The organism is Streptomyces sp. NPDC056883, assembly GCF_042788835.1.
In the GTDB taxonomy this organism is placed as follows: domain Bacteria; phylum Actinomycetota; class Actinomycetes; order Streptomycetales; family Streptomycetaceae; genus Streptomyces; species Streptomyces stoeckheimensis.
The window spans coordinates 108,348-133,920 of record NZ_JBHUBS010000012.1; the positions used below are offsets into that span (position 1 = coordinate 108,348).

At 72.1% G+C, this 25,573-nt stretch carries 24 protein-coding genes; 8 read left to right on the forward strand and 16 right to left on the reverse strand.

What is annotated here, in order from left to right:
• Positions 1-28: 28 nt before the first annotated feature.
• Complete coding sequence (locus tag ACFRU2_RS26830; protein WP_382976526.1) at positions 29-913, reverse strand: hypothetical protein; 885 nt, start codon at positions 911-913, stop codon at positions 29-31.
• Positions 910-1,815 (reverse strand): hypothetical protein, encoded by a 906-nt coding sequence (locus ACFRU2_RS26835; RefSeq protein ID WP_382976528.1) that lies wholly within the window; start codon positions 1,813-1,815, stop codon positions 910-912. Before ACFRU2_RS26835 ends, ACFRU2_RS26830 begins: the two co-directional genes overlap by 4 nt.
• A gap of 135 nt (positions 1,816-1,950) precedes the next feature.
• On the opposite strand from ACFRU2_RS26835, the gene ACFRU2_RS26840 reads away from it, so the two are divergent.
• Positions 1,951-2,514, forward strand: a complete 564-nt coding sequence (locus ACFRU2_RS26840; RefSeq protein ID WP_382976529.1) for a dihydrofolate reductase family protein — start codon at positions 1,951-1,953, stop codon at positions 2,512-2,514.
• Between the two features lie 48 nt (positions 2,515-2,562).
• Here the strand turns inward: ACFRU2_RS26840 and ACFRU2_RS26845 are convergent, their stop codons facing one another.
• A complete protein-coding gene (locus ACFRU2_RS26845; RefSeq protein ID WP_382976832.1) occupies positions 2,563-3,180 on the reverse strand; it encodes a flavin reductase family protein in 618 nt (205 codons plus the stop codon).
• 114 nt (positions 3,181-3,294) lie between these two features.
• Here ACFRU2_RS26845 and ACFRU2_RS26850 point away from each other — a divergent pair, with 114 nt between their 5' ends.
• Positions 3,295-4,197 (forward strand): hypothetical protein, encoded by a 903-nt coding sequence (locus tag ACFRU2_RS26850; protein WP_382976531.1) that lies wholly within the window; start codon positions 3,295-3,297, stop codon positions 4,195-4,197.
• Here ACFRU2_RS26850 and ACFRU2_RS26855 read toward each other — a convergent pair.
• Positions 4,128-5,141 carry a GlxA family transcriptional regulator gene (locus tag ACFRU2_RS26855; RefSeq protein WP_382976533.1) on the reverse strand — a complete coding sequence of 338 codons (1,014 nt, stop codon included), beginning with the start codon at positions 5,139-5,141 and terminating at the stop codon, positions 4,128-4,130. The genes ACFRU2_RS26850 and ACFRU2_RS26855 overlap by 70 nt on opposite strands.
• A complete protein-coding gene (locus ACFRU2_RS26860) occupies positions 5,129-5,791 on the reverse strand; it encodes an HD domain-containing protein (RefSeq protein ID WP_382976535.1) in 663 nt (220 codons plus the stop codon). The genes ACFRU2_RS26855 and ACFRU2_RS26860 overlap by 13 nt, the downstream gene beginning before the upstream one ends.
• A 260-nt stretch (positions 5,792-6,051) precedes the next feature.
• Here ACFRU2_RS26860 and ACFRU2_RS26865 point away from each other — a divergent pair, with 260 nt between their 5' ends.
• Entirely contained in the window at positions 6,052-6,837 is a 786-nt protein-coding gene (locus ACFRU2_RS26865; RefSeq protein ID WP_382976536.1) for a VOC family protein, read from the forward strand.
• On the opposite strand, the gene ACFRU2_RS26870 is transcribed toward ACFRU2_RS26865, so the two are convergent.
• From ACFRU2_RS26870 to ACFRU2_RS26885, 4 genes are all read right to left on the reverse strand, one after another.
• Positions 6,838-7,641, reverse strand: a complete 804-nt coding sequence (locus ACFRU2_RS26870) for an enoyl-CoA hydratase/isomerase family protein (RefSeq protein ID WP_382976538.1) — start codon at positions 7,639-7,641, stop codon at positions 6,838-6,840.
• A gap of 443 nt (positions 7,642-8,084) precedes the next feature.
• Positions 8,085-10,319, reverse strand: coding sequence for an acetate--CoA ligase family protein (locus ACFRU2_RS26875; protein ID WP_382976540.1), 2,235 nt, complete (start codon positions 10,317-10,319; stop codon positions 8,085-8,087).
• A 326-nt stretch (positions 10,320-10,645) separates the two neighbouring features.
• On the reverse strand, positions 10,646-10,987 hold the full coding sequence (locus ACFRU2_RS26880) for a DUF5713 family protein (protein WP_382976542.1): 342 nt from the start codon (positions 10,985-10,987) through the stop codon (positions 10,646-10,648).
• 97 nt (positions 10,988-11,084) lie between these two features.
• Positions 11,085-12,287, reverse strand: a complete 1,203-nt coding sequence (locus tag ACFRU2_RS26885; protein ID WP_382976544.1) for a flavin-containing monooxygenase — start codon at positions 12,285-12,287, stop codon at positions 11,085-11,087.
• 225 nt (positions 12,288-12,512) lie between these two features.
• Here ACFRU2_RS26885 and ACFRU2_RS26890 point away from each other — a divergent pair, with 225 nt between their 5' ends.
• A complete protein-coding gene (locus ACFRU2_RS26890; RefSeq protein WP_382976546.1) occupies positions 12,513-12,965 on the forward strand; it encodes a Zn-ribbon domain-containing OB-fold protein in 453 nt (150 codons plus the stop codon).
• Between the two features lie 223 nt (positions 12,966-13,188).
• On the opposite strand, the gene ACFRU2_RS26895 is transcribed toward ACFRU2_RS26890, so the two are convergent.
• The gene (locus ACFRU2_RS26895) at positions 13,189-13,866 is read right to left on the reverse strand and encodes a pyridoxal 5'-phosphate synthase (protein ID WP_382976547.1); all 678 of its coding nucleotides are present in this window, start codon (positions 13,864-13,866) and stop codon (positions 13,189-13,191) included.
• A gap of 139 nt (positions 13,867-14,005) precedes the next feature.
• Between ACFRU2_RS26895 and ACFRU2_RS26900 the strand changes: the two genes are divergently transcribed.
• Complete coding sequence (locus ACFRU2_RS26900; RefSeq protein ID WP_382976549.1) at positions 14,006-14,455, forward strand: hypothetical protein; 450 nt, start codon at positions 14,006-14,008, stop codon at positions 14,453-14,455.
• A gap of 131 nt (positions 14,456-14,586) precedes the next feature.
• Here the strand turns inward: ACFRU2_RS26900 and ACFRU2_RS26905 are convergent, their stop codons facing one another.
• The gene (locus ACFRU2_RS26905; protein WP_382976551.1) at positions 14,587-15,519 is read right to left on the reverse strand and encodes a D-alanyl-D-alanine carboxypeptidase family protein; all 933 of its coding nucleotides are present in this window, start codon (positions 15,517-15,519) and stop codon (positions 14,587-14,589) included.
• A 96-nt stretch (positions 15,520-15,615) separates the two neighbouring features.
• Positions 15,616-16,851: an acetyl-CoA acetyltransferase gene (locus ACFRU2_RS26910; protein ID WP_382976553.1), complete on the reverse strand. Its 1,236-nt coding sequence runs from the start codon at positions 16,849-16,851 to the stop codon at positions 15,616-15,618.
• A 205-nt stretch (positions 16,852-17,056) separates the two neighbouring features.
• Here ACFRU2_RS26910 and ACFRU2_RS26915 point away from each other — a divergent pair, with 205 nt between their 5' ends.
• Positions 17,057-18,289, forward strand: a complete 1,233-nt coding sequence (locus ACFRU2_RS26915; protein WP_382976555.1) for an acyl-CoA dehydrogenase family protein — start codon at positions 17,057-17,059, stop codon at positions 18,287-18,289.
• A complete protein-coding gene (locus tag ACFRU2_RS26920; protein WP_382976557.1) occupies positions 18,289-18,762 on the forward strand; it encodes a nitroreductase family deazaflavin-dependent oxidoreductase in 474 nt (157 codons plus the stop codon). The genes ACFRU2_RS26915 and ACFRU2_RS26920 overlap by 1 nt, the downstream gene beginning before the upstream one ends.
• 52 nt (positions 18,763-18,814) lie before the next feature.
• Here ACFRU2_RS26920 and ACFRU2_RS26925 read toward each other — a convergent pair whose 3' ends face one another.
• Entirely contained in the window at positions 18,815-19,462 is a 648-nt protein-coding gene (locus ACFRU2_RS26925; RefSeq protein ID WP_250742709.1) for a TetR family transcriptional regulator, read from the reverse strand.
• Between the two features lie 301 nt (positions 19,463-19,763).
• Between ACFRU2_RS26925 and ACFRU2_RS26930 the strand changes: the two genes are divergently transcribed.
• Entirely contained in the window at positions 19,764-20,567 is an 804-nt protein-coding gene (locus ACFRU2_RS26930) for a VOC family protein (protein ID WP_382976559.1), read from the forward strand.
• Between the two features lie 32 nt (positions 20,568-20,599).
• On the opposite strand, the gene ACFRU2_RS26935 is transcribed toward ACFRU2_RS26930, so the two are convergent.
• From ACFRU2_RS26935 to ACFRU2_RS26945, 3 genes are all read right to left on the reverse strand, one after another.
• On the reverse strand, positions 20,600-22,231 hold the full coding sequence (locus ACFRU2_RS26935; RefSeq protein ID WP_382976561.1) for a hypothetical protein: 1,632 nt from the start codon (positions 22,229-22,231) through the stop codon (positions 20,600-20,602).
• Complete coding sequence (locus ACFRU2_RS26940; protein WP_382976564.1) at positions 22,228-23,847, reverse strand: hypothetical protein; 1,620 nt, start codon at positions 23,845-23,847, stop codon at positions 22,228-22,230. The genes ACFRU2_RS26935 and ACFRU2_RS26940 overlap by 4 nt, the downstream gene beginning before the upstream one ends.
• A gap of 106 nt (positions 23,848-23,953) precedes the next feature.
• A complete protein-coding gene (locus ACFRU2_RS26945) occupies positions 23,954-25,414 on the reverse strand; it encodes a hypothetical protein (protein WP_382976565.1) in 1,461 nt (486 codons plus the stop codon).
• Positions 25,415-25,573 lie beyond the last annotated feature (159 nt).

The following is a 25,573-nucleotide window of genomic DNA, read 5'->3' on the forward strand; positions in this document are numbered from 1 at the left end:
CCGCTGCTGCGCGCGGGCGGGTACCGGGTCAGCTCTCCCGGGCCACCCAGGCCAGCGCCAGCAGCGGGGTCAGGCTCGCGAGGAAGGCGGGCAGCCGGTGGAAGCCGCCGACCTCGAACTCCAGGGCCACGGGCAGCAGCAGGAGCAGCCCGCACAGCAGGATGCCGAGGACCGGCAGGTGCAGGCGGGGGTGGAACCGGCGCAGGTCCTCCACCTGGGAGTCGTACATCTCCGACTTGATCCAGGCGCCCGCTCCGATGAGGATCGGCAGGACGAAGAGCGCCGCCATGAAGTAGGCGAAGGCCCGGCCGAAATCCAGGTCCCAGTACTTCGAGGCGCCCTCCTCGGGGTGGCCGGGGGCGTAATAGGCGTCCACGCTCATCCCCTGTGCGGGCCGGTGGGCGGTGGTGTACCCCTCCAGGACCAGCTCGTGGGGGCCGGTGGTGAAGGGGACGCGCACGAGGAGGTCGGCGGTCCAGAAACCCGCGGTGTCGTTCCCGGGCGGGGTGTACGCGGGATCGCCGACCGGCCGGACGATCTCCACTTCGCGCTGCTCGTAGCCGATCCGCTCCAGGCGCTCGCGCTCCATCCCCGTCTCGCTGGAACCGGTGACACCCACCATCCAGGCGGCGGCCACCGCGAACGGCACCCCGAAGGCGAACAGCCAGCTCAGCACCCGGTCCGAGGGGCGGTTGTCGGGCAGTGGCCGCAGCTTGTCCAGCGGACCGATCCGGGCCCGGTACGAGGCCACGATCCAGCAGCAGGCGAAGACGGCGGAGGCTCCGGCGAGGCACAGCTCGGCCGTCAGCGGCGGGTAGGGCGAGACGGAGAACAGGGCGCAGAGGATCGCGGCGAGCGCGCAGCCCACCGTCAGCCAGCCGGTGATGCCGGTCCACCGGCTGTGCCCCGTCACCACCGCCTCCGGGCCACGAACACCCAGGCCAGGGCCAGGGCCGGGGTGAAGCTCGCGAGGAAGGCGGGCAGCCGGTTGTAGCCGTGGACCTGGAATTCGAGGGCCACGGGCAGCAGCAGGACGAGGCCGCACAGCAGGATCGCCAGGGCCGGCAGATGGACGCCGGGGCGGAAGCGGCGCAGCCCCTCCAGGTGGTAGGGCGCCATGAACGCCTTGGTGAGGGCGCCCGCGCCGATGAGGATCGGTACGGCGAAGACCAGGACGAAGCCTTCGAGCAGCAGGGCACTGCTCCGGAAGGACTCCCCGGTCACGCCTTCCTCGGGGTGGGCCGGGGCGAAGTAGGCGTGCACCCGCATGCCCGGCTCGGGGGAACGGCTGGTGTGGTACGCCTTCAGGGCGATCTCCCGGGGCCCGGCGTCGAAGGGGACGCGGACCACGAGGTCGGTGTTGTACCAGCCGTCGCTGTCCTCGGAGGGCGGTGTGTGCACCGGGTCGCCGGCCAGCCGGACGATCGTGACCCGGTGCTGGGCGTAGCCGGTCCGGTCGAGCCGCTCGATCTCCTTGCCCGTCTTGCTGGAGCCGGTGAACAGCACCATGAGGGCGGCGGCCACCGCGAACGGCATCCCGAAGGCGAAGATCCAGGGCAGCGAGTCCTCCCCGCGGCGGCGTCGGGGCAGCGTCTGCGGCTTGTCCAGCGGCCCGATCCGGGCCCGGTACGAGGCCACGACCCAGCAGCAGGCGAAGACGGTGGAGGCGCCGGCGAAGCACAGCTCGGCGGTCAGCGGCGGGTACGGCGAGACCGGGGTCAGCGCGCACAGGAGCGCGCCGAGGGCGGTCCCCACCATCAGCCAGCCGGTGATGCCGGTCCACCGGCTGCGCCCCGGCTCGTACGTGTCTCCCATGGCCCCCCGCCTGTTCGAGATCCGCAGGATAGCGGGGGAGGATTTCGCCGAGGCCGTGGGCTACGCCCACCGCCGACGGGCTCCGGCGGCGCGCCGGTCCGTACGCCCGGGACCGGCTCACGGAAGGCTGGCGCCATGCGGAAACTGATCTACGGCATGAACCTGTCCCTGGACGGCTACATCGCCGCGCCCGGCGACGACATCGGGTGGAGCGTGCCGAGCGACGAGCTGTTCGGCTTCTGGTCCGACCAGTTGGTGGCGATCGACCTGGAGCTGTACGGGCGCAAGCTGTGGCAGGCGATGAGCTCCTACTGGCCGACCGGCGACCTGCAGCCCGGGGCCTCTCCGGCGGAGATCGAGTTCGCGCGCCGCTGGCGGGACCTGTCGAAGGTGGTGTTCTCCTCGACGATCGACGAGGTCGACTGGAACACCCGCCTGGTCACCGGCGACGCGGTCGCCGAGATCACCCGGCTCAAGGCCGAGGACGGCGGCCCGATGCACATCGGCGGTGCGACGCTCGCCGGGGCGGCCGTGCGGGCCGGTCTGGTCGACGAGTACCTGCTGGCCACCGCACCGGTCCTGGTGGGCGGCGGCACGCCGTTCTTCACCGCGCTGGACAACTGGGTGAACCTGAACCTGGTGGAGACGCGGACGCTCCCCTGCGGCGTGATCCTGACCAGGTACGAGACGAGGCGCTGAGCGTCCGTCGCGGGGAGTCGCGGCGCCGGCGGGACCCGGCGAGGGGTGTCACTCTGCGAGGCGGCCGAAGCGGCCCTTGTGGAAGAGGAGGGGTGCGCCCTCGCCGGCCGCGCCCATGGCCTCGACCTTGCCCACGACGATGAGGTGGTCGCCGCCGGTGTGCACGGCGTGGATCCGGCAGTCGATCCAGGCGGGCACCGCGTCGAGCTGCGGCGAGCCCGTGACCGGGGCCGGGGTGTGGGTGACGCCGGCGAACTTGTCGGCGCCGCTGACGGCGAAGGCCCGGCACAGGTCGCCCTGTTCGGCGCCGAGGATGTTCACGCAGAACACCCCGGTGCGCGCGATGCGGGGCCAGGTGGTCGACGTACGGGCCACCATGAAGGTGACCAGCGGCGGGTCGAGGGAGAGCGCGGTGAAGGACTGGCAGGCGAAGCCTGCCGGGCCGTCCTCGTCCTCGCCGGGCGGGGACGTGATGATCGTGACCCCGGTGGCGAAGTTCCCCAGTACGACGCGGAATTCGGCGGGGCTGACGGGCGCGCGCTCGTCTTCGCCGACGGCCCGCAGATCGGGGCGGGGCAGTGCTTCGACGGGTTCGGTCCCGGGCTCCGCGGCGGCGGAGGGGAGGGAGCCGACTGATCTGAGGTATCGGACGACGGTGGCCGCCATCCCTGCGTGTCCCATCACATCACCGATTGAACCTGACGGTTCGTCAGATGGGAAGAGGGGTGTAGGGTCCGCATCAATTGAACGTGTTCAATAGAGGTTCCGCAGAGTGTGGACGTGGGGGATCGCATGGTGAACCAGGTGGCCGTCGCGCCGCGGAGCAGAGGCTCCTGGGGCGGTATCGCACCCGGCGCGGGAGCCGTCGCCGGGGTGCAGTTCCTCGCCGGGACGCTGTTCTGGTGGGCCGCTCCGGGCGAGAGCGACGCCTACGGCGGGGGCTACGGCACCTTCGCCATCGGCCTGGTCTTCGCGGTGGTCTTCGGATGCATCGTCCTCCCGCCGCTGGCCCTCGGGGCGGGCTTGGTGCACGGCACGCTCTTCACCACCCCGGTGATGCTGCTCTCGAACGCCGCGGGCGTGCGCACCCGGATCCCGGCGCCCCGGTGGGCCCTGCCGGCGGTGGTCCTGCTCGCCGGTGCGTACGCCGCACCGGTGGCCCTGATCATGCGCACCTCGTACGCCGCCACCTGGGGCTGGATCGCGGCCGCCGGGGTGATCCCCGTAGGGGTCGCGGTGTTCGCGCGGATGCGGCAGCGGACGAAGGGCCGGGTGCGGCTGTGGGCGCTGGCGGCGTCCGTGATCGCGGTACCCACCGCCCTCGTCGCGGGCTTCCTCATGCCTCCGTACGAGCCGCCGGTCCTGGAGCGCGCCGACTACGTCGGCGTGTGGAGCGGCGACGGAACCGACCTGGAACTCGACGACCAGGGCGCGGTCAAGGCGGAGGGCCTCCCGGTGGACCACGGATTCGACGACGCGGGCCGCTGTTCGGGGGAGGGGACCTGGGAGGACGCCGGGGCGGCCGGCAGCTACGGGGCGGGCGTGACCCTCGCCGTCCCGGGGTGCGCGAACGCCGTGCTGAACTGGCAGGTGGCGGGCACGGAGGAGGAGCCTCAGCTGTTCGTGCTGATCGGCGACCCGGACAGCTGGGACGTGCGCGTGCTGCGGAAGCGGCTGCGGTAGGAGGTCGGGGCGAGGCCCAGGCTCTGCTGGAACACCCGCCGCATCGTCTCCGCGGAACCGAAGCCCGACTGCGCGGCCACCGCGTCCACCGGATCGTCACCGGCCTCCAGGAGCGCCTGGGCGGCTTCGAGACGGACGGACTCCAGGTACTGCCCCGGCGTCATCCCGGTCTCCGCGCGGAACAGCCGGGCGAGGTGGCGGGCGCTGACCCCGGCGTCCCGGGAGACCTCGTCGAGCGCGAGCCGCGGATCGGCCCCGATGGCGTCCATGACCCCGCGCAGGACCGGATGCCCGGCCTCGCGCGGGGTCAGGCGGGCGCTGTACTGGGACTGCCCGCCGGGCCTGGCCATGAAGACGACCAGCTCCCGCGCGACCTCCCGGGCGATCGCCGCCCCGTGGTCCTCCTCGACCAGGGACAGCGCGAGGTCGATGCCCGAGGTCACCCCGGCGGAGGTGACGACGTGCCCGTCCCGGACGAACAGCGGATCCGCCTCCACCCGCACCCGCGGGTACGCGGCCGCGAGCTGCGCCGCCAGCCGCCAGTGCGTGACCGCCCGCCGCCCGTCCAGCACCCCGGTCTCCGCCAGCACGAAGGCCCCGGCACACACCGAGGCGACCCGGCGCGAGCGGCGCACGAGCTCGGCGACCAGGCCCGTCAGGGCCGGATCGGAGACGGCCCGCCGCCAGTCGCTGCGGCCGGGGACGACGAGCGTGCCGGGCCGGGCCGGCAGGCCGTCCGGGCCGCCGTCCGCGCCGATGCGCACGCCCGAGGAGGTGCGGACCTCGGCCCCGTCCGGGGAGATGATCCGGACCTCGTAGCGGGCGCCGTGGACATTGGCGGTGCCGAACACCTCGGCGGGCCCCGTGACATCGAGCAGCTGCACGCCGTCGAAGGCGACGATGACGACGCCGTGCGGGGCGGGCCGCGCGGCTACTCGTCCCACGGGGAGTCCAGGACCACGCGGACGAAGTCCCCGCGCTCGAAACCGGGCACGTGGTGCGCGAGCACGTCGGCCTTGATGTTGCCGAAGGTGGTGCCGGGCTTGGGCGCCACGCCGTCGGCGAAGGCGCGCAGGATGCGCTCCTTGAACCGCGGGCGCGGGTGCAGGGCGACGACCGCCGCACGGTCCGCCTCGGAGAGGTCGTGGTAGCCGATGCCGAGCACGTCGTACTCCACGCCCGCCGTCACCAGCGCCACCTCGGGTTCCATGTACTCCGGGATGCCCGGGGTGGTGTGCAGGGCGATCGCCGTCCACACCCGGCGCACCGCGTCTTCGGGGACCCCGTGGGTCCGCAGGAACCGGCGGGCCTCGTCGGCGCCGTCCACCTCGAAGCGGCGGCCGCTGGCACGGAAGGGCTCGGTGAGGCCGAGGTCGTGGAACATCGCGGCCACGTAGAGCAGTTCGGGATCCGCCTCGATGCCCAGGCGCCGGCCCTGGAGGCTGCCGAAGAAGTACACGCGGCGGGAATGGTCGTAGAGCAGCTCGCTCACACCGTCCCGGACCAGCTCGGTCGCCTCCTTCGCGAGCCGTGAGTCCGGTACGGGTACTGGTGGCGTGTGGGTGTACGCGTTGCTCGTCGGTGTCGTCGTCATGTCCGGTCGTCCCTTCGTGGGCTCCCTGCGGGTCCCCACCAGTCTTCGGGGCCCGCACGTCCTCGCGCCATGGCCGTCGGGCCATACATCCCACAGATACGGACATGGGCGGGGGCGCGGCCGTACGGGTGATTCCACCGACGTGCGGGGCTCCCCGGGGCGCGTGCCCCGTACGGGCTCGGCATCGTGGCGGGGGTCGGGGCCCGGAGGCAGGCCCCGGACCCGGCCCCGCAGCAGCGCGCACGCACAGGAGGACCCTCATGCTCGGCACCGAATTCCGCAAGGGATCGCCCAACTGGCTCGACCTCGGGAGCCCCGACACCGACGGGGCCGTCTCGTTCTACACCGGCGTCTTCGGGTGGGAGTACGTCTCCCTCGGCCCGGAGGCGGGCGGCTACGGCTTCTTCCAGGTCGACGGCAAGACCGTCGCCGCCCTCGGGCCGCTCACCGAGGAGGGCGCCACCCCGGCGTGGATGCTGCACTTCGACACCCCCGACATCCAGGAGACGACGGCGGCCGTCAGGGCGGGTGGCGGAGTGGTGCGCATGGAGCCCGGGGACGTGATGGGGGAGGGCTGGCTGGCACAGTTCACCGACCCGCAGGGTGCGGAGTTCGCGTGCTGGCAGCCGGGGAAGACCGCCGGGCTGGGGCGGGCCTCCGAGGTGAACACCCTGATCTGGGCGGAACTGCACGTACCCGACCCGGTTGCGGCCGTCGAGTTCTACGCCGGCCTCTTCGGGTGGCGCTCCGCCGAGATGGAGGCCCCCGGGATGACGTACCGGGTACTGAGCATCGCCGACGGGGACCAGGAGGACGGCTCCTTCGGCGGCGTCGCACCCCAGGGTGACGGCGCGGGGGATGAAGTCCCGCGCTGGGTGCCGTACTTCAACGTCGCCGATGTGGACGCGACCGTGGCCGCGATCCGGGGCGGCGGCGGCTCGGTGCTGATGCCCGCCGCCGACGTTCCGGAGGTCGGGCGGATGGCGTGGACGGCGGACCCGGCGGGAGCGGTGTTCGCGCTGCTCACGCCGGACCCGCGGATGTAGCTACCGGCCAAGGTACTTCGGGGTGCGGCGCTCCACGAAGCTGGCGACCCCCTCGTTCGCGTCGGCCGTGGTCATGTTCAGCTCCTGGGCGGTGGCCTCGGCGGCGAGCGCCGTCGCCCGGTCACCGTCCAGGGAGGCGTTGACGAGCTGCTTCGTCAGGGCCAGGGCGCGGGTGGGGCCCTGCGCGAGGCGCTCCGCCCACTCCCGGGCGGTCTCCTCCAGTGCCTCGGCGGGAACCACCTTGTTCACCAGCCCGAGCCGCTCGGCCTCGGCCGCCGGGACGGCGTCCCCGAAGAACATCAGCTCCTTCGCCTTCTGCGGTCCCACGAGGCGGGGGAGGAGGTACGCGCCACCGCCGTCGGGGACCAGGCCGCGGCGGACGAACACCTCGATGAAACGGGCCGGTTCGGCGGCGATGACCAGGTCGCAGGCGAGCGCGAGGTGGGCGCCGATGCCCGCCGCGGTGCCGTTCACGGCGGCGATGACCGGCTTCTCGCAGTCGAGCACGGCCGTGATCAGCCGCTGCGCGCCGAGCCGGATCATGCGGGCCACGTCGCCGACGACCCGCTCCGCCGGGGCGGCCGGAGCCCCGCGCAGGTCGGCGCCCGCGCAGAAGCCCTTGCCGGTGGCGGTGATGACGACGGCCCGCACGTCCGGGTCGGCGGAGGCCTCGGCGAGCAGCCCGATGACGCGCTCGCGCTGGTCCCAGGTGACCGCGTTCATGGCCTCCGGCCGGTTGAGGGTGATCCAGCAGACACCGCTCTCGAAACGGTGGAGGACTTCGTCCTCGGGCGTGCCGGCCATGTGGGACTCCTGTTCGTGGGTGGGTGGGTGGATGGGTGGGCTGCGGGTGGTGGGTCGGGGCCGGGGCCGGGGTGGGGTGTTGGCCTGGACTGCATGATTTAGGCGCCCTGCCCCGAGCTTCGACAGGGCGCGGCGTGGTCTAGCGCCACAAATCACGCTCTACGTCCAGGCCAACACCCCACCCCGTCCCCGTCCCCGACCCGGCCGCAGCCCTCCGCCCCCGGCCGGGCGACGATCCGACCCCGCGAGCTTTCCAGCCGGACAATCTCAGCCTCGCCGGCGTTTGAGGCGCGGGGTCTGGGGCGGAGCCCCAGGGGGTCCGGGCGCAGCCCGGGCCCTCTTCTTTTAGCCCGTCCGGCGTTTGAGGACCGGGGTCCGGGCTGGCCCGGGGAACGGTGGAAGGGCGGGTAGGGGACTTTGCCCCGCAGGGCCCCCGCCGGGGGTCAGCGGCAGATGGCCAGGGCGTCCAGGGCGACCGCGCCCTGGCCTCGGGGGAGGACCATCAGCGGGTTGATGTCCAGCTCCGACAGCTCGTCGCCCAGTTCCAGCGCCATCCGCTGGACCCGGAGGATGACCTCCACCAGCGCGTCGACGTCGGCGGGAGGCGCTCCACGGACACCCTCCAGCAACGCGTGCCCCCGGAGTTCCCCGAGCATCGCCCGCGCCTGGTCCTCCCCGAAGGGGGGCACGCGGACCGCCACGTCGTGCAGTACCTCCACCAGGACCCCGCCCAGACCGACGGTCACGGTGGGGCCGAAGAGCTCGTCCTGGGTGACTCCGACGACCATCTCGACGCCGCGCTCCACCATCTGGCAGACGAGGATCCCGTCCAGCGGGACGTTCTCGTAGCGGGCGATGTCCGTCAGTTCGCGGTAGGCGTCGCGGATCTGGCTCGCCGAGGTCAGTCCGATCTTCACGAGGCCGAGCTCGGTCTTGTGGGCGAGCTGGGGGCCCGAGGCCTTCATGACCACCGGGTAGCCGACCAGCCCGGCCGCCCGTACGGCCGCTGCCGCGCTGGTCACCAGCTGCTCCCGGGGCACCCGTATCCCGTAGGCGCGCAGGAGCTGCTTCGCCGCGTGCTCGCTGAGCTGCTGGCCCGGACGCATGAGGGCCTGGGCCTTGCGGAAGGAGGGCGAGGTGGTGCGCGGGGCGTCCTCGAAGGGGGAGCGGTAGGCGGCGGTGAAGCGGTGGTGGCCGAGGTAGGCGCGGACGGCGGTGATGCAATTGCCGAAGGTGCGGAAGGTGGCGACCCGGGAGGAGCCGAGGAGCGTGGTGCGGTAGGCCTCCTCCGTGCCGACCGGGGAGCCCCAGATCACGCAGATCAGCTTGTCTGTCTGTTCGGCCGCGTCGACCAGGTCCTGCGCGAGTTTGTCGCTCATCGGGGGGAAGGGGCCCGTGATCGGGCAGATCAGGACGCCGACCGAGGGGTCCGCGAGGATCGCGTCGATGATCTTGCGGCCGCGCCAGTCGCCCACGGGGTGGCCGCCGTTGTCCACGGGGTTGGAGACGCCCAGGTAGGGGGGGATCCACTGGTGCAGTTCGTCCTGCTTGGCCTGGGAGAGGGTGGGGAGGGTGAGTCCCGCCTCGGTGGCCAGGTCGGAGAAGTGGGCACCGGTGCCGCCGGAGATGGAGTACACGACGACGCCCTCGGCGAGCGGCTTGCGGGCCCGGGCGAGGAGGGCGGCGGTGTCCTGGAGTTCGTCCAGGCCGTCGACGCGGATGACGCCGAACTGCCGCATGGCGGCGTCCACGACGGTGTCCGCGCCGGTCAGCTTCCCGGTGTGCGAGGCGGCCATGCGGGCGCCGGTCTCGGTGCGGCCGACCTTGACGGCGACGACGGGGACGCCGTTGCGGGCGGCCCGGTCGGCGGCGAGGAGGAACTGCCGGCCGTCCTTGAGGCCCTCCACGTAGCAGGCGATGGCCCCGACCTCGGGCTGCTCGGCGAAGTAGGAGATGAAGTCGGAGGTTTCGAGGTCGGCCTCGTTGCCGGTGGGCGCCCAGTGGGAGAGGCGGATGCCCAGCTCCTGGAGGGTGTAGACCGGCCGGCCCTGGTGGCCGGACTGGGTGATGAGGGCGATGGCCGGGCCGTCGAGGTCCTCGCGGAACTTCTCGAAGGCGTTGAGGTTCGTGTTGGGTCCGAGGAGGCGCAGGCCCGAGCGCTGTACGGCGGCGCCCAGGCGGGCCTGTGCGGCGGCGCCCTCGTCGCCGGTCTCGGCGAAGCCCGAGGCGAAGGCGACCGCGAACTTCACTTTGGCCTCCGCCAGTTGCTCCACGACCGGGAGCGGATCGGCCACGAGGAGGACGGCCAGGTCCACCTGCTCGGGCAGATCGGCCACCGAGGCGTGGCACGGCAGCCCGAAGACCGTGGCCCGGGTGGGGTGTACGGGGTGCAGCCGGGCACCGACGCGTTCCGCCCAGGCGATGAGCTGGCGGGTGATGCCGGTGTTCGGTCTGCCCTCGGCGTCCGAGGCGCCGATGACCGCCACGGACTCGGGCCGGAAGAACCGGTCCAGGTCGGGAGCGTCGGCGTGCAGGGGCCGACCGCTGACGTCCAGCGCGACCGTGTCCTCGGCGGACGGAGCCGCTGTGGAGTGGACGGCCGTCCTGGGGGTCTCCCCGCAGGCCTCGACACGTGCGCGGAAGTCGGTGGTGAGGGTGCCGTGAGTAGATCCAAGCATCGTTCCGCCCGCTCCTGCTCGATGAACCTCGACGAATCTCAATAACTGACGCGTAGTCAGATTACTGAACTGACGTGCCGTCAGGAACAGGGATGCACAGGAAAGCTGGTGGAGGTGATGTGTGGAACGCTCGCGGGCCGGTCCAAGGGTGTGCCCGGACCGGCTCCCGGGGTGGGGTGCGGGCCGGTTCGCGGGGCCGTTCAGGGAACGGTCTCAGATCGCGGGGGTCCGGTCCAGACCAGTATTCGGCCGAGGTCAGGGGGTCGGGACGGCCGTGCGGGGGCGGTCGCTCGGCCGGGCAGGCAGTTGGGCCGCTCCCCGGGCGCTCACCACTCCCGGGGGGCGATGAGCTGCTCGACGTCCGCGTCCGGGAATCCGTACGCGGAGGCCACGAACGCGAAGTCCTCGGCTATCTCCTCGCGCGCCACGGTCTCGATCTCGCTCCCCGCGGCCTCGAACTCCGCCTCCAGCAGGTTGAACTCTTCGGTCGCCGCCCCCGTCAGCACGTACAGCCCGGCCAGGTCCGCGGGCCGCTCGGCCTCGATGCGCGCGCAGAGGCGGAGCAGGATGTCCCGGCCCTTGTCGAGGACGTGATCGGGGTAGTACGCGTCTTCGTAGAGCGGCTTCAGGAAGGCGTGGGTTGATGCGTGGTGGTTCGTGATCGACATGGTGATCCCCCGTTGGTCCGTCGAGGTCTGATACGCCGATGCTGCACCGGGCCACTGACAACGGGCCCGGTGCTGTGGGGGACCGCTGGGAGGACGGTTACGCGCCTACCGTGCGGGCGATGCCCTTGGCGATCTTCTCGGCGTCCAGGGCCAGTTCGCGGAGGTTGCCGCTGATGGGGTTGGTGAACCCGGTGAAATAGAGGCCCGGGGCGTCCGGCGGGGTCTTGGCGCCGTGCGTACGGGGGCGGCCGCGGTCGTCCAGTACGTCGAGCCCGCCGACCAGGCCCTCCAGGGCGCGGCGGTAGCCGGTGGCCGCGATCACGGCGTCCGGGGTGATCCGCGAACCGTCCGCGAGGACCACCTCGGCTCCGTCGAAGGAGGCGACCGCGGCCACGGGCTCCACCCGGCCCGTGCGGACCGCGTCGATCAGGCCGACGTCCTGGATCGGGATCGCCCCCTGCTTGACCCTGCTGTACAGGCCGGTGGTGGGGCGCGGGAGTCCGTACGCGGACAGGTCCGGGACGGAGGCCTTGCCGACGATCGCGCCGAGCCGGTCGACGAGCCGGACCGGGAGGCGCCGGACCAGGATCCCGGTCCGCTGGGAGGGCCAGCCGGCGGTGGAGCGGCGCAGGATGTGCGGGGCGGTGCGCACCGCGAGCCGGACCCGGGCGGCGCCGCCTTCGGCGAGGTCGACGGCTATCTCGGCGCCCGTGTTGCCGACGCCGACGACCAGGACGTCCCGGCCGGCGTAGGGGGCGGGGTTGCGGTACTCGGCGGCGTGCGCGAGGGGGCCCGGGAAGGTGTCCCGGCCGGGCCAGTCGGGGACGAAGGGGGTGTGGTTGAAGCCCGTCGCGACCACGACCGCCCGGGCCGCCATGACGCGGCCGCCGGTGGCGTGCAGGGTCCAGCCGGGGGCGGCGGGAGCGTCCGGGCCGTCGGGGTGGGAGTCCGTGGCGAGCTCGATGCGGGTCACCTCGATGCCGGTGGCGATCTCCAGCTCGTGGAACTCGGCGTACTTCTCCAGGTAGCGCACCACGTTCTCGCGCGCCACCCAGCGCCCGAAGCGGCGCGGCATGGCCAGGCCCGGGAGGGCGGAGAGGCGGCGCGTGGTGTGCAGGTGGAGGCGGTCGTAGTGCCGCCGCCAGGAAGTGCCGACCGAGTCCGACTTCTCCACGACCACCGCGCGGATCCCGCGGCCGCGCAGCGCGGCGGCTACGGCGAGGCCGCCGGGGCCGGCGCCGATCACGTAGACCGGGCGGGGCTGGGTGGACAGGTCGGGTGCTGCGGGGACTCCGGGCATGAGGTGTGAGCGTATCGCCGTACGGGGGCGGTGGGTCTCGGACGAGGAGGGAATCGGTTGCGGATCGATTACGGGGAGTGGTGGGGGAGGGGGTGAGGGGTGGGTCGCCGGGTGGGCGCGGTGGGCTGCGCGGGGGGTGGGGGCTTGTGGGATGGGGGTGGGATCCGGTGAACTGACGGTACGTCAGATGAGTTCAGGTGGGTTTCGCCCCGGAGGAGTGGTGTCGTGAGTACTGGAGCCGGTACGGCTGCGCGGTTCGACCTGCCGGAGATCGACGACTTCACGCGGCCCTACTGGGACGCGGCCGCGGAGGGGCGGCTGTTGCTGCGGCGCTGCGGGGAGTGCGGCAAGGCGCACCACTATCCGCGGGAGTTCTGCCCGGCCTGCTGGGCGGGGGAGGACCGGGTCACGTGGGAAACGGCGAGCGGGCGGGCCACGCTGTACACCTGGTCGGTGATCCACCGGAACGACCTGCCGCCCTTCGGGGAGCGGGTGCCGTACGTGGCTGCGGTGGTGGATCTCGCGGAGGGGCTGCGGATGATGACCGAGGTCGTGGGTGGGGAGGGGGCGGGGCCGGGGCCGGGGGTGGAGCTGCGGGTGGGCATGGAGCTGGAGGTGACCTTCCGGGAGGCGGCGGAGGGTGTCTGGGTGGCGGTGTTCGCTCCGCGCGCGGCCTGACCCCGGGTGCGGGTGGCTCGGCCCTGCGGGGCTGTCCCCTACCCGCCCTTCCACCGTTCCCAGGGCTCTGCCCTGACCCGGTCCTCAAGCGCCGGACGGGCTGGAGGGGGGTACCGGGCTGCGCCCGGACCCCCCTGGGGCTCCGCCCCGGACCCCGGTCCTCAAACGCCGGACGGCTCTAGTGGCCCCGGCCGCCTCACGTGCCGGACGGCTGGAGGTGAGGTCACGGCCACAGGAGGTGGTGGGTCCACGGGGTGGTGGGGGTGCGGGTGTAGTGGAGGCGGGTGTGGAGGCGGGCCGCGTCGCCCTGGAAGAACTCGATCTCCGTGGGGGACAGGACGTACCGGGTCCACGTGGGCGCCGGGGCGTCCGGCTCCGCTCCGGCCCGCTCCCAGGACACCGCCGCGGCGGCGGCCAGTTCCTCCCGGGAGGCCAGTACCTCGCTCTGGCGCCCCGTCAGCGCCGCCGCCAGCGCTCCGCGCGTGCGGGCCGCCAGGTCGGCGCGGCTCTCCACCGCATCGCACGCGGTGACCCGGCCCCGGATGCGGATCTGGCGGGCCACCGACGGCCAGTAGAAGCCCAGCGCCGCCGCCGGCTGCCCCGCCAGCTGGCGGCCCTTCGTGCTGGTGGAGTGCGAGGCGAAGTGCAGGCCGCGCTCGTCGGCGTCGTGCAGCATGACCGTGCGTACGTCCGGGTGCCCGTCCGCGTCCACCGTCGCCAGGCTCATCGTGTGAGGCTCGGGCTGTCCCGCCTTGGCGGCGTGCGTGAACCACTCCCGGAACAGGGCGAGGGGCTCGGCCGGTGCGGTGGCCGTGTCGAAGGAGGGCAGCGGGCCGTCCCAGACGCGCAGGGAGTGCAGGGTGGTGTGGAAGTCGCTCAAGTCGCCGAAGTCGCTCGTCATTTCTCAATCGAACACCACGCGGCTTGGGTGTCACTAGGATGTGCGGGTTTTACGTGCTTTACGTGACTCGTGAGCGTGGGGAGACGTAGGAATGGATAACAGCGGCGGCGTCAGAGCCGGCGGTATACGAAGAGCCCTGGTGGCCTTGGTCGTTGCCGGTGTCGCGGTGGCCTGCGGGCCCGCTCCGGGGGGTGGCGGGGCCCCCGCCGTGCCGTCCGTCTCCGTGTCGGCAACGACCACCCCTACCGCGACCGCCACCTCCGCAGCGCCGACGCCGACTCCCACGCCGACTCCCACGCCCACGGCGACCCCCACGCCCACGAAGGCTCCGCCGCAGACCCGGACGCCGACGCCCGCGGACCCGAAGCCGGCCCCCACTCCCAGCCGGAGCACGGCCAAGCCCCCGGTCGCCACCAAGGCGCCGCAGGAGCCCCCGAGCGGGGTCTGCGAGATCGTCTCCAACGCCGGGAACTGCTACAACGCCGGCCAGTTCTGCCGCAAGGCCGACCTCGGACGCTCCACCCACGCCGCGAACCGGCGGATGATCTACTGCCGGATGGACGGCGCGCAGGCCCGCTGGCAGTACTAGCCGTACTGGCAGCGCGAGCGGCAACGCGGAACGGGGGCGCCCCGCCGACCTGTTCGGTCGGGCGGGACGCCCCCGTGGATGTCCGGATGCGCCAGGAGTTCGGTGCGTCAGGACGTTGGTACGTCACTGCATCAGTCGAGGACGTCCGGGATCGGCTCGGTGGTGCTGCGCTGGAGCGCCGGTGCGCCGGTGGGTGCGCCGAGGGCCCAGTCGGTGAGCTTGATGGCGTCCGGGTAGCGGTCCGTGGAGTTCAGCAGGACGCCGATGATGGTCTTGCCGTTGCGGGTCACCGAGAAGACGAGGCACTGGCCGGCGATCGAGCCGCTGCCGGTCTTGACGCCGATGGCGCCCTGGGTCTGGTACGCGTGGCCGGGCTTGATCAGCAGGTTGGTGTTCGCCCACGTGGCGATGGTGGAGGTGCCGCCGCTGCTGTACGAGGTGGTCTTGACGATCGACTTGAAGGTCGAGCCCTTCATCGCGGCGCGGGTGAGCTTCGCCAGGTCGCGCGCGGTGATCTTGTTGTTGCCGTGCTGCGAGATGCCGTCGAAGGCGTCGTAGTACGTGTTGGTCATGCCGAGGGTCTTCGCCTTGGCGTTCATCTTCGCGATGAAGTCGTTGATGCGGGCCTGCCGGGACGTGCCCGAGCCGAAGGTGTCGGCGAGGGCGTAGGCGGCGTCGCAGCCCGAGGGCAGCATCATCCCGAAGAGGAGCTGGCGGACCGTGGGGGTGGCGCCGGCCTTCAGGCCGGCCGTGCTCGCGCCCTCGCGGACGACGTAGTCCAGGTACTCCTGCTGGACGGTGACCTTCTTGTTGAGGTCGATGCCCGGCGAGGTGAGGACGACGTAGGCCGTCATGATCTTCGTGGTGCTGGCGCCCTGGAGCTTGGTGTCGCCGGCCTTGCTGGCGAGGGTGGCGCCCGTGGTGCCGTCCATGAGGAAGAGCGACTTGGCGAGGGTCGGCGGTCCGGTGACTGCCTGGGCGGGCGAGGCGACCGCGATGAGGGCGCCGGTGGCGACGGTGATGGCGAGAGCGGCGCGCGAGCGCCGCAGCAGGTTCGATATCAAGTCAGTTCCCGTGATGGCTGGAGATTCCCCGAAGGGGCCGTCGGCACCGAGGTGCCGGCCCCTCCGGGAGCTTACGCAGCCTGACCGACAAGGAGATCAGTCCCGTCCGAGAATGATGGTGCCCGAGGAGCAGAACCACCCGCCCGTACCGGAGGCGATGGCCACCTGTGGGAGGGTTCCACCTGGTTTGCGCACCTGGCCCGCCCCCGCCTCGCCGCGCAGTTGGCGTACCGCCTCGACCAACAGGAACAGGCCGCGCATGCCGGGATGGCAGGCGGAGAGTCCGCCGCCGTCCGTATTGACCGGGAATTCGCCGTCCCGCAGGAGGCGGCCCTTCTCCACGAAGGCGCCGCCCTCGCCCTTGGCGCAGAAGCCGAGGTCCTCGAGGGTGACCAGTGTCATATAGGTGAAGGCGTCGTAGATTTCGGCGAGGTCCACGTCCGCCGGGGTGAGCCCGGCGCGGGCGAAGGCCTGGCGGCCCGAGACCGCCGCGGGGGAGACGGTGAAGTCCTCCCACTCCGACATCGTGGTGTGCGAGACGGCGGTGCCGGAGCCGAGGATCCAGACGGGCTCCTTGGCCGTGTCCGGTACGTAGTCCTCCGCGGCCAGCAGGACCGCGCAGCCGCCGTCCGAGCGGATGCAGCAGTTCAGCTTCGTGAAGGGGTCCGCGATCATCCCGGAGGACAGGACGTCGTCGACCGTGATCGGGTCGCGGAACATCGCGTCCGGGTTGGTGGCGGCGTTCGCCCGCGCCTGCACCGCCACCTCGGCGAGCTGCTCCAGCGTCGTGCCGTACTCGTGCATGTGGCGGCGCGCGGCCATCGCGTACTTGGAGACCAGCGTGTGCCCGTACGGGGCCTCGAACTGGAGCGGGCCGCGGGCGCCGAAGGAGAGGTTCGAGGTGCGGCGGCGGGCCTTGATGTCGGCGCGCGCGGTGGATCCGTAGACGAGGAGGACCGCGTTGGCGTGGCCGGCCGCGATGGCGTCGGCGGCGTGGGCGGCCATGACCTCCCAGGTGGAGCCGCCGACCGAGGTGGAGTCGACCCAGGTGGGGCGCAGGCCCAGGTACTCGGCGACCTCCACGGGCGCCAGGATGCCGAGCCCGGCCGAGGCGAAGCCGTCGATCACCGACCGGTCCAGGCCGGAGTCGGCCAGGGCCCGGCGGGCGGCCTGCGCGTGCAGGGCGTACGGGGTGGGGCCGTCCACCCGTCCGCAGTCCGAGAGGGCGACGCCGACGACGGCGACCCGGCGGGGCCGGGCCTGACGTCCGGCGGCGACGGAGGTGGCGGAGTCGGCGGAGGCGGTGGCTGAGACGGAGAGGGGTCCAGGCATGGAACTGACGGTACAACTGACGTACCGTCAGATGCTAGAGGTGCTGCCCTCAGCTGCCCTCAGCTGCCCTCAGCTGCCCTCAGGTGCCCTCGGGTGCTTGCCGGTCCGGGGTCGTCGCCTCGCTATCGCCCCCGCCGCCCCCCTGTGCTTCTGGCGCCGCCCGCCCTAACATGACGGCCCGTCAGATACGGGGAGGAGCCCGACGATGGATGCCGCCTTCACCGCGGAGCAGGACGAGATGCGCCGTACCCTGCGCGAGGTCCTGGGCAAACGCTGCGGCCCGGACGAGGTCAAGGCCGCCGTCCGCACCGCCGCCGGACACGACCACGAGCTGTGGCAGCAGCTCGCCCGGCAGCTCGGGCTGCCGGGCATCGCCGTGGCCGAGGAGTACGGGGGCGTCGGCTGCACCGCCGCCGACCTGGTCCTGGCCTGCGAGGAGACCGGGCGGGTGCTGCTGCCGTCGCCGCTGCTGGCCACCGCCGTGCTCGCCGTGCCGCTGATCACTGCTCTGGGGACCGGCGAGCAGCGCTCCGCCCTGCTTCCGCCGCTCGCGGCGGGCGGGCTCACGGCCGCGCTCGCCGTGCCCGGCCCCGCCCTGGCCACCGCCCTCGCGCTGACCGGGGACAACGCCCCGGGCGACTGGGCCGGCGGCGGCCGGGCCGGCGGGGTACAGGCCCGCGCCGTGGACGGCGGCTGGCGGCTGTACGGGGAGGTCGCCCAGGTGCTCGACGGGCACAGCGCCTCGCTGCTGCTGGTCGCCGCGCACACGGGAGGGTTCGCCCGCAGTCGCACGCTGCTGTTCCTCGTACGGGAGGACGCGCCCGGCCTGGTGCGGGCGCGGCAGACCACCCTCGACGAGACCCGCCCGCAGGGCCGCATCCAGCTCCGCGATGTCGAGGCCGAGTTGCTGGGGGCCGAGGACGCGGACGTGGCCGGAGCCCTCGCCGCCACCGGGCGCGGCGCAGCGGCCGTCTTGGCCGCCGAGGCGGTCGGTGCGGCCGGGCAGGCGCTCGCCCGCACCGTGGAGTACGTACAGCAGCGCGAGCAGTTCGGCCGGGCCATCGGCTCGTTCCAGGCGGTCAAGCACCGCCTCGCCGACCTCTACGTCCAGGTCCAGGCGGCCCGCTCCGCCGCCTACTACGCCGCCTGGGACCCGGAGCAGGGCGGACTCGCCCTGGCCCAGGCCCTGGAGGCGCTGCGGATCACCGCCGGCGAGGCCATCCAGCTGCACGGCGGCATCGGCTTCACCTGGGAGCACGACGCGCACCTCTACTTCAAGCGGGCGGCCGCCGACGAACTGCTCTTCGGCCCCGTCCACCGGCTGCGCGCCCACGCCGCGGAAGCCGCCGGGCTGTTCGCCCCCGCGGCCGCCGGATCCGCATCCGTACCCGCACCAGCCCCTGCCCCCGCCCCACGGAACGAGAAGGTGGCCGTCTGATGGCGCCCGGAGTCAAGCTGATGCAGAAGGTCTCCTCGACCATGCTGTTCGCCAAGATCGCACCGCACTTCATCCCCGCCATGGACAAGGCGGTGCACAAGCTGACCCGCGGCAAGGTCATCCTCAGCGCCCAGATGCTCCCCGGTGTGATCCTCACCGCCAAGGGAGCCAAGACCGGCGAACCGCGCACCACCCCGCTCGCGTGCATGCCGGAGCAGGACGGGGTGAGCTGGCTGCTGATCGGCTCGAACTTCGGCCGCCCCGGACACCCGGCGTGGACCGGGAACCTGCTCAAGAACCCTGACGCGGAAGTGAGTTGGAAGGGTCAGGACATCGCCGTACGCGCCCGCCTGCTGGCGGGTGAGGAACGCGCGGCGGCGTGGCAGGCGGTGCTGAAGTTCTGGCCGCCGTACGCGACGTACCAGGCGCGCATCGAGCGCGAGATCCGGTTGTTCCGCCTGGAGCGTCGCTGATCGCGGCGGAAGTCCCGTAAGGGTGGCGGCGGACCCGGTGCGGGTCCGCCGCTCACTTCGTCGGCTTCTTGCCCGTGATGCCCAGGTGGACCAGGAGCGCCAGGTTCGGCTTCAGTTCCGCCTGCTTCACGCCCCAGGTCTGGAACCCCTTCTGGTGCGAGGCGACCGCCGCGAGCATGGCGACCAGCGAACCGGCCATCGCCGCCGGGCTCACGTCCTTGTCGACCTTGCCCTTGGCCTGGAGCTCCTTCATCGACTCCGTGAGGGAGTTGGTGACGGAGTTGAGGATCTTCATGCGGATCTTGTAGAACCGCTTGTCGCCCTCGGCCGCACCGAGGTCGACGACCCGCAGGATGGCGTCGTTGCGCCGCCAGAACTCCAGGAATCCGTCGACGAGTTCCTCGGCCGCAGCCCAGCCCGCCTTGCCGACCCATGCGCGCCCCTCGACCAGCGAGGTCAGCTGTGCGCCCTCGTTGGCCATGCGCTCCGCGATCTCCAGGACGGCACCTTCGACGTCCGGGAAGTACTGGTAGAAGGTCGCGGGGGAGGTACCGGCCTTGCGGGCGACGTCGATCACTTTGACGTCGCGGTACGGCGAGGAGCTGAGCATCTCGCTGAGGCAGTCGAGCAGCTTCTGCCTCGTCGCCTGACCGCGCCGGCCGGCAACGCGGCCGTCGACGGTGCGTACTTGTCCTGTCATGCCGTCAGCTTACCGAGGGGTGATCGGCGCGCGATTCGGCCGCCTGCAAATGGGGTGACGGGATGCCTGGCCTGGGCGTACACCGGTCCCGGCCCGTCACCGGGACCGATTCCGGCCGGGTGCGCCCCCCGGGCGCGCCGTCCGGCTTCGGAGCCTATCCCCCGAATAGTCTTATCAACAGGCTGTGGACAAGTTTTCGGGCACATCATGATCCGGAGGACATGGCTGGGCGAGCGAGGCGGAACGTGCGCGGAGGGTGCACACCCTTGCACACCCCCGCACAACGGAAGGAACCGGGCTCATGGCCGCATTCGCAGAAGGGTCGCCCTGCTGGGTCGACGCCTCCCTGCCGGACGTGGAAGCGGGCAAGCGCTTCTACGGTGAGCTCTTCGGGTGGACCTTCTCCGAGGGCGCGGGACCGGAGTACGGCCACTACACCCAGGCCTACAGCCGCGGCCGCAACGTCGCCGCCCTCGCCCCCAAGCCCGACGGCCGGATGCCGACCGTCTGGGGGATCTACCTCTACACCACCGACGCGTACGCCTGCGCGCAGCGCATCCGCGCCGCCGGCGGCCAGATGGTGATGGACCCGATGCCGGTCGGCCCCTACGGGACCGCCGCGATGGCCGCCGACCCCGGCGGGGCCGTCTTCGGCCTGTGGCAGCCCGGCACCCACCACGGCTTCGACGCCCAGAACGAGCCCTACACGTACTGCTGGTCCGAGGTGTACACCCGGGCCCGCGACGCCGTGGACGTCTTCTACGCCAAGGTCTTCGGCTACGTCCCCGAGGACCAGAACGACGACGAGTCGGGCATCGAGTACCGCGTCTGGTCCCCGCCCGGCAAGGCGCCCGGCTCGGAGACCGCCGTCCTGGGGCGCAGCCTGATCACCGACGCCTTCCCGGAGATCATGCCCGCGCACTTCCTCGCGTACTTCTCCGTCCCGGACTGCGACCAGTCCGTGGCGATGGTGCAGCGCCTCGGCGGCCGGGTCACCGCCGACCCCTTCGACACCCCGTACGGGCGCATCGCGGTGGTCGCGGACAACCAGGGCGCCGTCTTCGGCCTCCTCTCGGAGCCGCGGACGAGGACGGGCACCCCCTAGGGGGCGCCCGCAAAGCCCCGCCGTCCGCCGGGTCAGCCGGTGACCTCGACCGTGTCCACGCGGCTCTCCGAGATGAGGTAGCGGGTGTTGTAGAGGTCTCCCGAGAACACCGCCTTCCAGTCACCACTGCGCCGAACGGTGAACTTGCGGGTGAAGGTGCCGTCGTCCGCGGTGCCCGTGTAGCCCACATGGACCCACGTGGTGGTGCCCTTCGCGCGGAAGTAGAAGTCCACGTTGCCGTGGGCCGGCGTCGAGGTGGTGCCGAGTTCCCGCACCTTGCCGACCACGGTCAGCTGCCCACCGCTCTTGACCGGCTCGGGGTGGGCGTTGAACTCGGGGATCTCCGTCTTGGTCCGCGCCACGTGGACGGGCGCCGACGTGCTCTGCCCCAGGTCCTTCCCCACGTACCGGACGCGCCAGTAGCCGTTCTCTCCGGTAATCGTCTGATTGAATCCCTTGCCGAACTCGGCCGTGAAGGTCTTGCGGGTGGTCCAGGTGGAGCCGGTCTTGGAGAACTGGATCTCGAAGGGTCCGCGGGCCGGGGGCGTCGTGCCCGGATCCTCCCGGGTGCTCGGCGTCAAGTTGAAGTAGACGACCGGGGTGTTTCCGCTGCCGAGGTACTCGCCGGACTGGCCGTAGTAGCTCACACCCGAGGTGATGTCCACCTCGACGGGTGCGAAAGCCTTCTGGTCGAGCCAGCTCTGAATGCCGGTGGAGACCTTGAAGGTGGTGTCGCCCGGAGCCTTGGCACTGACGGAGAAGCGGCCCTCGGGGCTGCTGTTGAACAGCACCGGCTTGCTCTCCGTACGGGTCAGCTTCATGGCCGTGGCCACGGGCTTGAGCGTGCCGTCCGCCGCGACCCGCTTCAGCGAGCCGTTGATGCGGACGGCGTTGCCGTACGGCGCGGACACCTTGCGGGAAGCGGCGTCCAGGTCGATCCGCACCGGCTGCCTGTCGATCGGGGCGTCGGTGTCGGACCCGCCGGTGAGGCCGCTGGCGTTCGTGTGCTCCATGTGGATCCGCGCGCTGGGCTCGGTGCCGGTGAAGGCGACAGGTGCCTTCAGACGGCCCGCGCTGTCGGTGGAGGCGGTGGTGGACTTGCCTCCCGCGCTGATCGAAACCTTTGCGCCGCCCAGCGGGGTCAGCTTCCCGTCGCGCGGGTCGAGGCCCCTGAGGACCGTTTCGACGGTGGTGCCCAGGCTGTCCAGGGAGACCGCCTTGGACGTGGTGACCTCGTCGAAGACGGGCTCGGGCGTGTAGTTGAGGGTGGCCGCGTCCTTGCGCACGAGCGGCTCGCCCTCGGTGCCCCGGTACTCGAGGTCGACGGAGTAGACCCCGAGCTTGTCGAGCTTCACCGGGCCGGAGGTGGAGGTGAAGGACCCCTCCGTCGACGACGAATCGCTCGCCTCGTACGAGAAGTCCTTGATGGTCAGGACGCGGGTCTCGGAGCCCTTCGCCCGCAGGTGGACCACGGGGCTCAGGTTCTGGGCGCGGACCACGTCGATCCGTACGCCCTCCGTGTTGATCGTGAGGTAGAAGTCCTGGTCGGCGGCGTGCGCCGTGCCCGGAGCGAGGAGCATGCCGCCGACGGCTGCGGCGGTGACCGCGAGTGCGGTGGTGTAGCGCAGGTGCTTCACAGGGTCCCCCTGGGACTGGTTGTTCACGGGTTCACGGTGAGGTCGTCCCGGCGGCTCTCGGCGTTGAGGTGCTTGCCGTCGGAGTCGCCGTAGCGGACGATCCAGGCGCCGCTCTCCTCGCCGGTGAACGTCTGGACGAAGGTGCCGTCCGCCTCGGTCTTGGCCTCGCCCTTGAAGACGTAGTCCTGGCTGCCGACGGGCTGGAGGTAGTACCGCACCGTCTGGCCGCCGTACGGCTTCGCCGGGTTCTCGTGCCGGAGGACGCCCTTGATGGTGAAGGTCTGGCCCGTGCGGACCGGCTCGGGCGCGGCGTTGAAGTAGGTGAAGGCCGTCGCCGTCCGGGTCAGCTGGACCGGCTCGGTGACGGAGCCCTGCATGCTCGGCGCGGCGGCGTACCGCAGTCGCCAGTGGCCGTCGCCCTCGCCCGGGAGCGTCTGGTCGAACCGGGCGGTGGCGAAGTCCACGGTGAACACCTTGCGCGTCTTCCAGTCCGTCTTGCCGTCCTCCGAGCGCTGCACCTCGATGAGGGTGGGGGTCTGGCTGAGGGGCTTGTGGGCGAGGCGTCCGGTGAACTTCACGCCGGCGGCGTCGACGGTGGCCTTGAAGTCCCTGAAGTAGCTGACCTCGACGACCTCCGCCTCCGTATTGGCGATCACGTAGTGCAGCCACGGGGACTTGCCGCCCGCCCACGTGGTCTTCACCGGGCCGCCGCGGGACATCAGCAGCTGCCGCTCGAACCGGCCGTCCGCCGTCGTCTTGGGCTCGCCGGTGAGGTCCGCGAGCATCGGAGTGCCCTGGGGGACGGGCTTGCGCGTGCCGTCCGCGGCGATCCTGAGGGCCTGGCCCGTGATCTTGACCGTCGATCCGTAGCGGGCCTTGATCTTCCGGGACTCGGGGTCGAGGACGATCTCGGCCTTCTGGCGGACCGCGCGTGCGGTTTCGCTGCGCCCGCCGGGCCTGATGTCCGGGGTGTCCAGGACGTCGACGCGCACGTCGGTGTGGTTCTCCGTGCCGCGGAAGGTGAACGGGGAGGACAGGTGGCCCTGCGCGTCCGTGGTCGCGTCCTGCGAGGTGCGGTCGGCGGTGAGGCGGACCTTGGCGTTCTTGAGCGGGGCGCTCGCCCCGGTGCGCGGGTCGAGGGTGGTGAGGTCCGCCGACACGGTGGTCTTGAGGTTGTCGAGGGACACCCCGTCCGCCGCATCGACCTTGCCGACCACCGAACGCAGGCGGTAGTCGAAGTCCCCGCAGGAGACGGGGTCGGCTTCGGAGCCGACTTCGAGCCCGTAGATGCCGAGGGCGGCCAGCTTGAGCGGCTCCGAGACCAGCTGGAATTCGGGGAGGATGCCCTCCGGGTCGGTCACCTTGCGGAACGTGTCGACACGGGCGACCCGCAGACCCGTCTTCTTGTCCCGCAGGTGGACGACGAGGCCCTCGGGCACGCCCGTCCCGTCCTGCGCGCTGTAGACGCTGAGGGACCCGTCCTGGGTGGCGGACATGTCCGGCGGGCAGGCGGTCGCCGCGCCGGAGGCACCGGCCGTGCCGGCGGCTTCCGTTGCGAGGGATGCATCGGATGCGGCGTGCACCGACCCCGGCACGGCCAGCCCCGCGAGCAGCGCTGTGGCGACGACGACGGCTGAGGTCAAACGGTGACGCACGGATCCCCCCGGATTTTGACGAGCTGAACGGCTGTTAGACCCGCGACATGCCCGAGGGGTTGTACGCCTTTCCGTGCGGACTACGGGTTACGGGTTACGGATTGACGACGAGGTCGTCCTGGCGGCTTTCGGCGTTGTAGTGCTTGCCGTCGGCGTCGCGGTAGCGGGCGATCCAGGTGCCGGTGCGGTCGGCCTTGAAGGGGTGCACGAAGGTGCCGTCCGCGGCGGTCTTGGAGTGGCCCTGGTAGACGTAGCCCTGGCCGCCCGTGGGCCGGAAGTAGAACAGGACCGTCTGGCCGCCGTAGGCCTTCGCCGGGGTGCCGTGCTGGAGGGTGCCCTTGATGGTGAAGGTCTGGCCCTTGCGGACCGGCTCCGGGGCCGCGTTGAAGTAGGAGAAGGCCGTCGCCGTGCGGGTCAGGCGGACGGGCTGGGTGGTGGCGGGCTGGATGTTCGGCGCGCCGGGGTAGTGGAGGCGCCAGTAGCCGTCCGCCTCGCCCGGAAGCGTCTGCTTGAAGGTCTCCCAGGTGAACCGTGTGGTGACCGTCTTGCGCGTCGTCCAGCCGGTCTTGCCGTCGGCCGAGTACTGCACCTGGACGTCGGCGGGACCGTAGCCGGGCTCCCGGTCGATCTTCCCGGTGACGGTGATGGTCCGGGCCGCGTCGATCGTGGCCTTGAAGTCCGTGAAGGAGGTGGCGTCGACGACGTCGACTTCCGTCGAGTCCCACGCGAAGGAAAGCCACGGATAGAGCTTGTTGTTCGCCCACGTGGTCGTCACCCACCGGCCGTCCTTGGGAGCGACCCGGATCTGCCGCTCGAAGCGGCCGTCCGCCCCCGTCCCGGGGACGCCGTCCAGGTCGCCGTTGAGTGGCGTGCCCTGCGGGACCGGCCTGCGCGTGCCGTCGGCGGCGATCACCGAGGCCCGGCCGGTGAGCGTGGCGGTCGATCCGTAGACGCCCCTGATCTTCTCGGACGCGGGGTCGAGGACGATCTCAGCCTTCCGGCGGACGGTGGGGACATCCAGGTGTCCGGTGTCGTCGGCCATCTCCGGGGTGCCTTGGACGGTGAGCTTCAGCAGGGTCGACGTCTCCGTCCCGCGGAAGTTGACGGGGGTGTTCACCCGGCCCTGCGCGTCCGTGGTGAGTTGCTGCGAGATGCCCACGCCGGAGAGGGTGACCTTGGTGTTCCTGAGCGGGGAGCCCGTCTGGGTCCGCGGGTCGAAGACGGTGACGTGCGCCGACACCGCGGTCTTGGGGGTGTCCACGGACACCGTGTTCCGTGCGGCGAAGCTGCCCACGTGGGAGCGCAGCCGGTAGTCGAAGTCGCCGCAGCCGACGTGGTCGGCCTCGGAGCCGACTTCGAGGCCGTAGATCCCGAGGGCCGGCAGCTTGAGCGGCTCCGAGACGAGCGACGGCGGTACCTCGCCACCGCCCTCGGAGCGGAACTCGGAGACGGTGGCGACGCGCTGACCCGTCTTCTTGTCCCGCAGGTGGACGACGGGCTTGGGGGAAGACGCCCAGAACAGGATCTCGAGGGCCCCCTCCGGGGTGGCGTACATTTCCCGCGGGCAGGGGCCGGGGGGGGGGGGGGGGGGCCCCCCCCCCCCCCCCCCCCCCCCCACCCCCCCCCCCCCCCCCCCCCCCCCCCCCCCCCCACCCCGCCCCCCCCCCCCCCCCCCCCCCCCCCCCCCCCCCCCCCCCCCCCCCCCCCCCCCCGC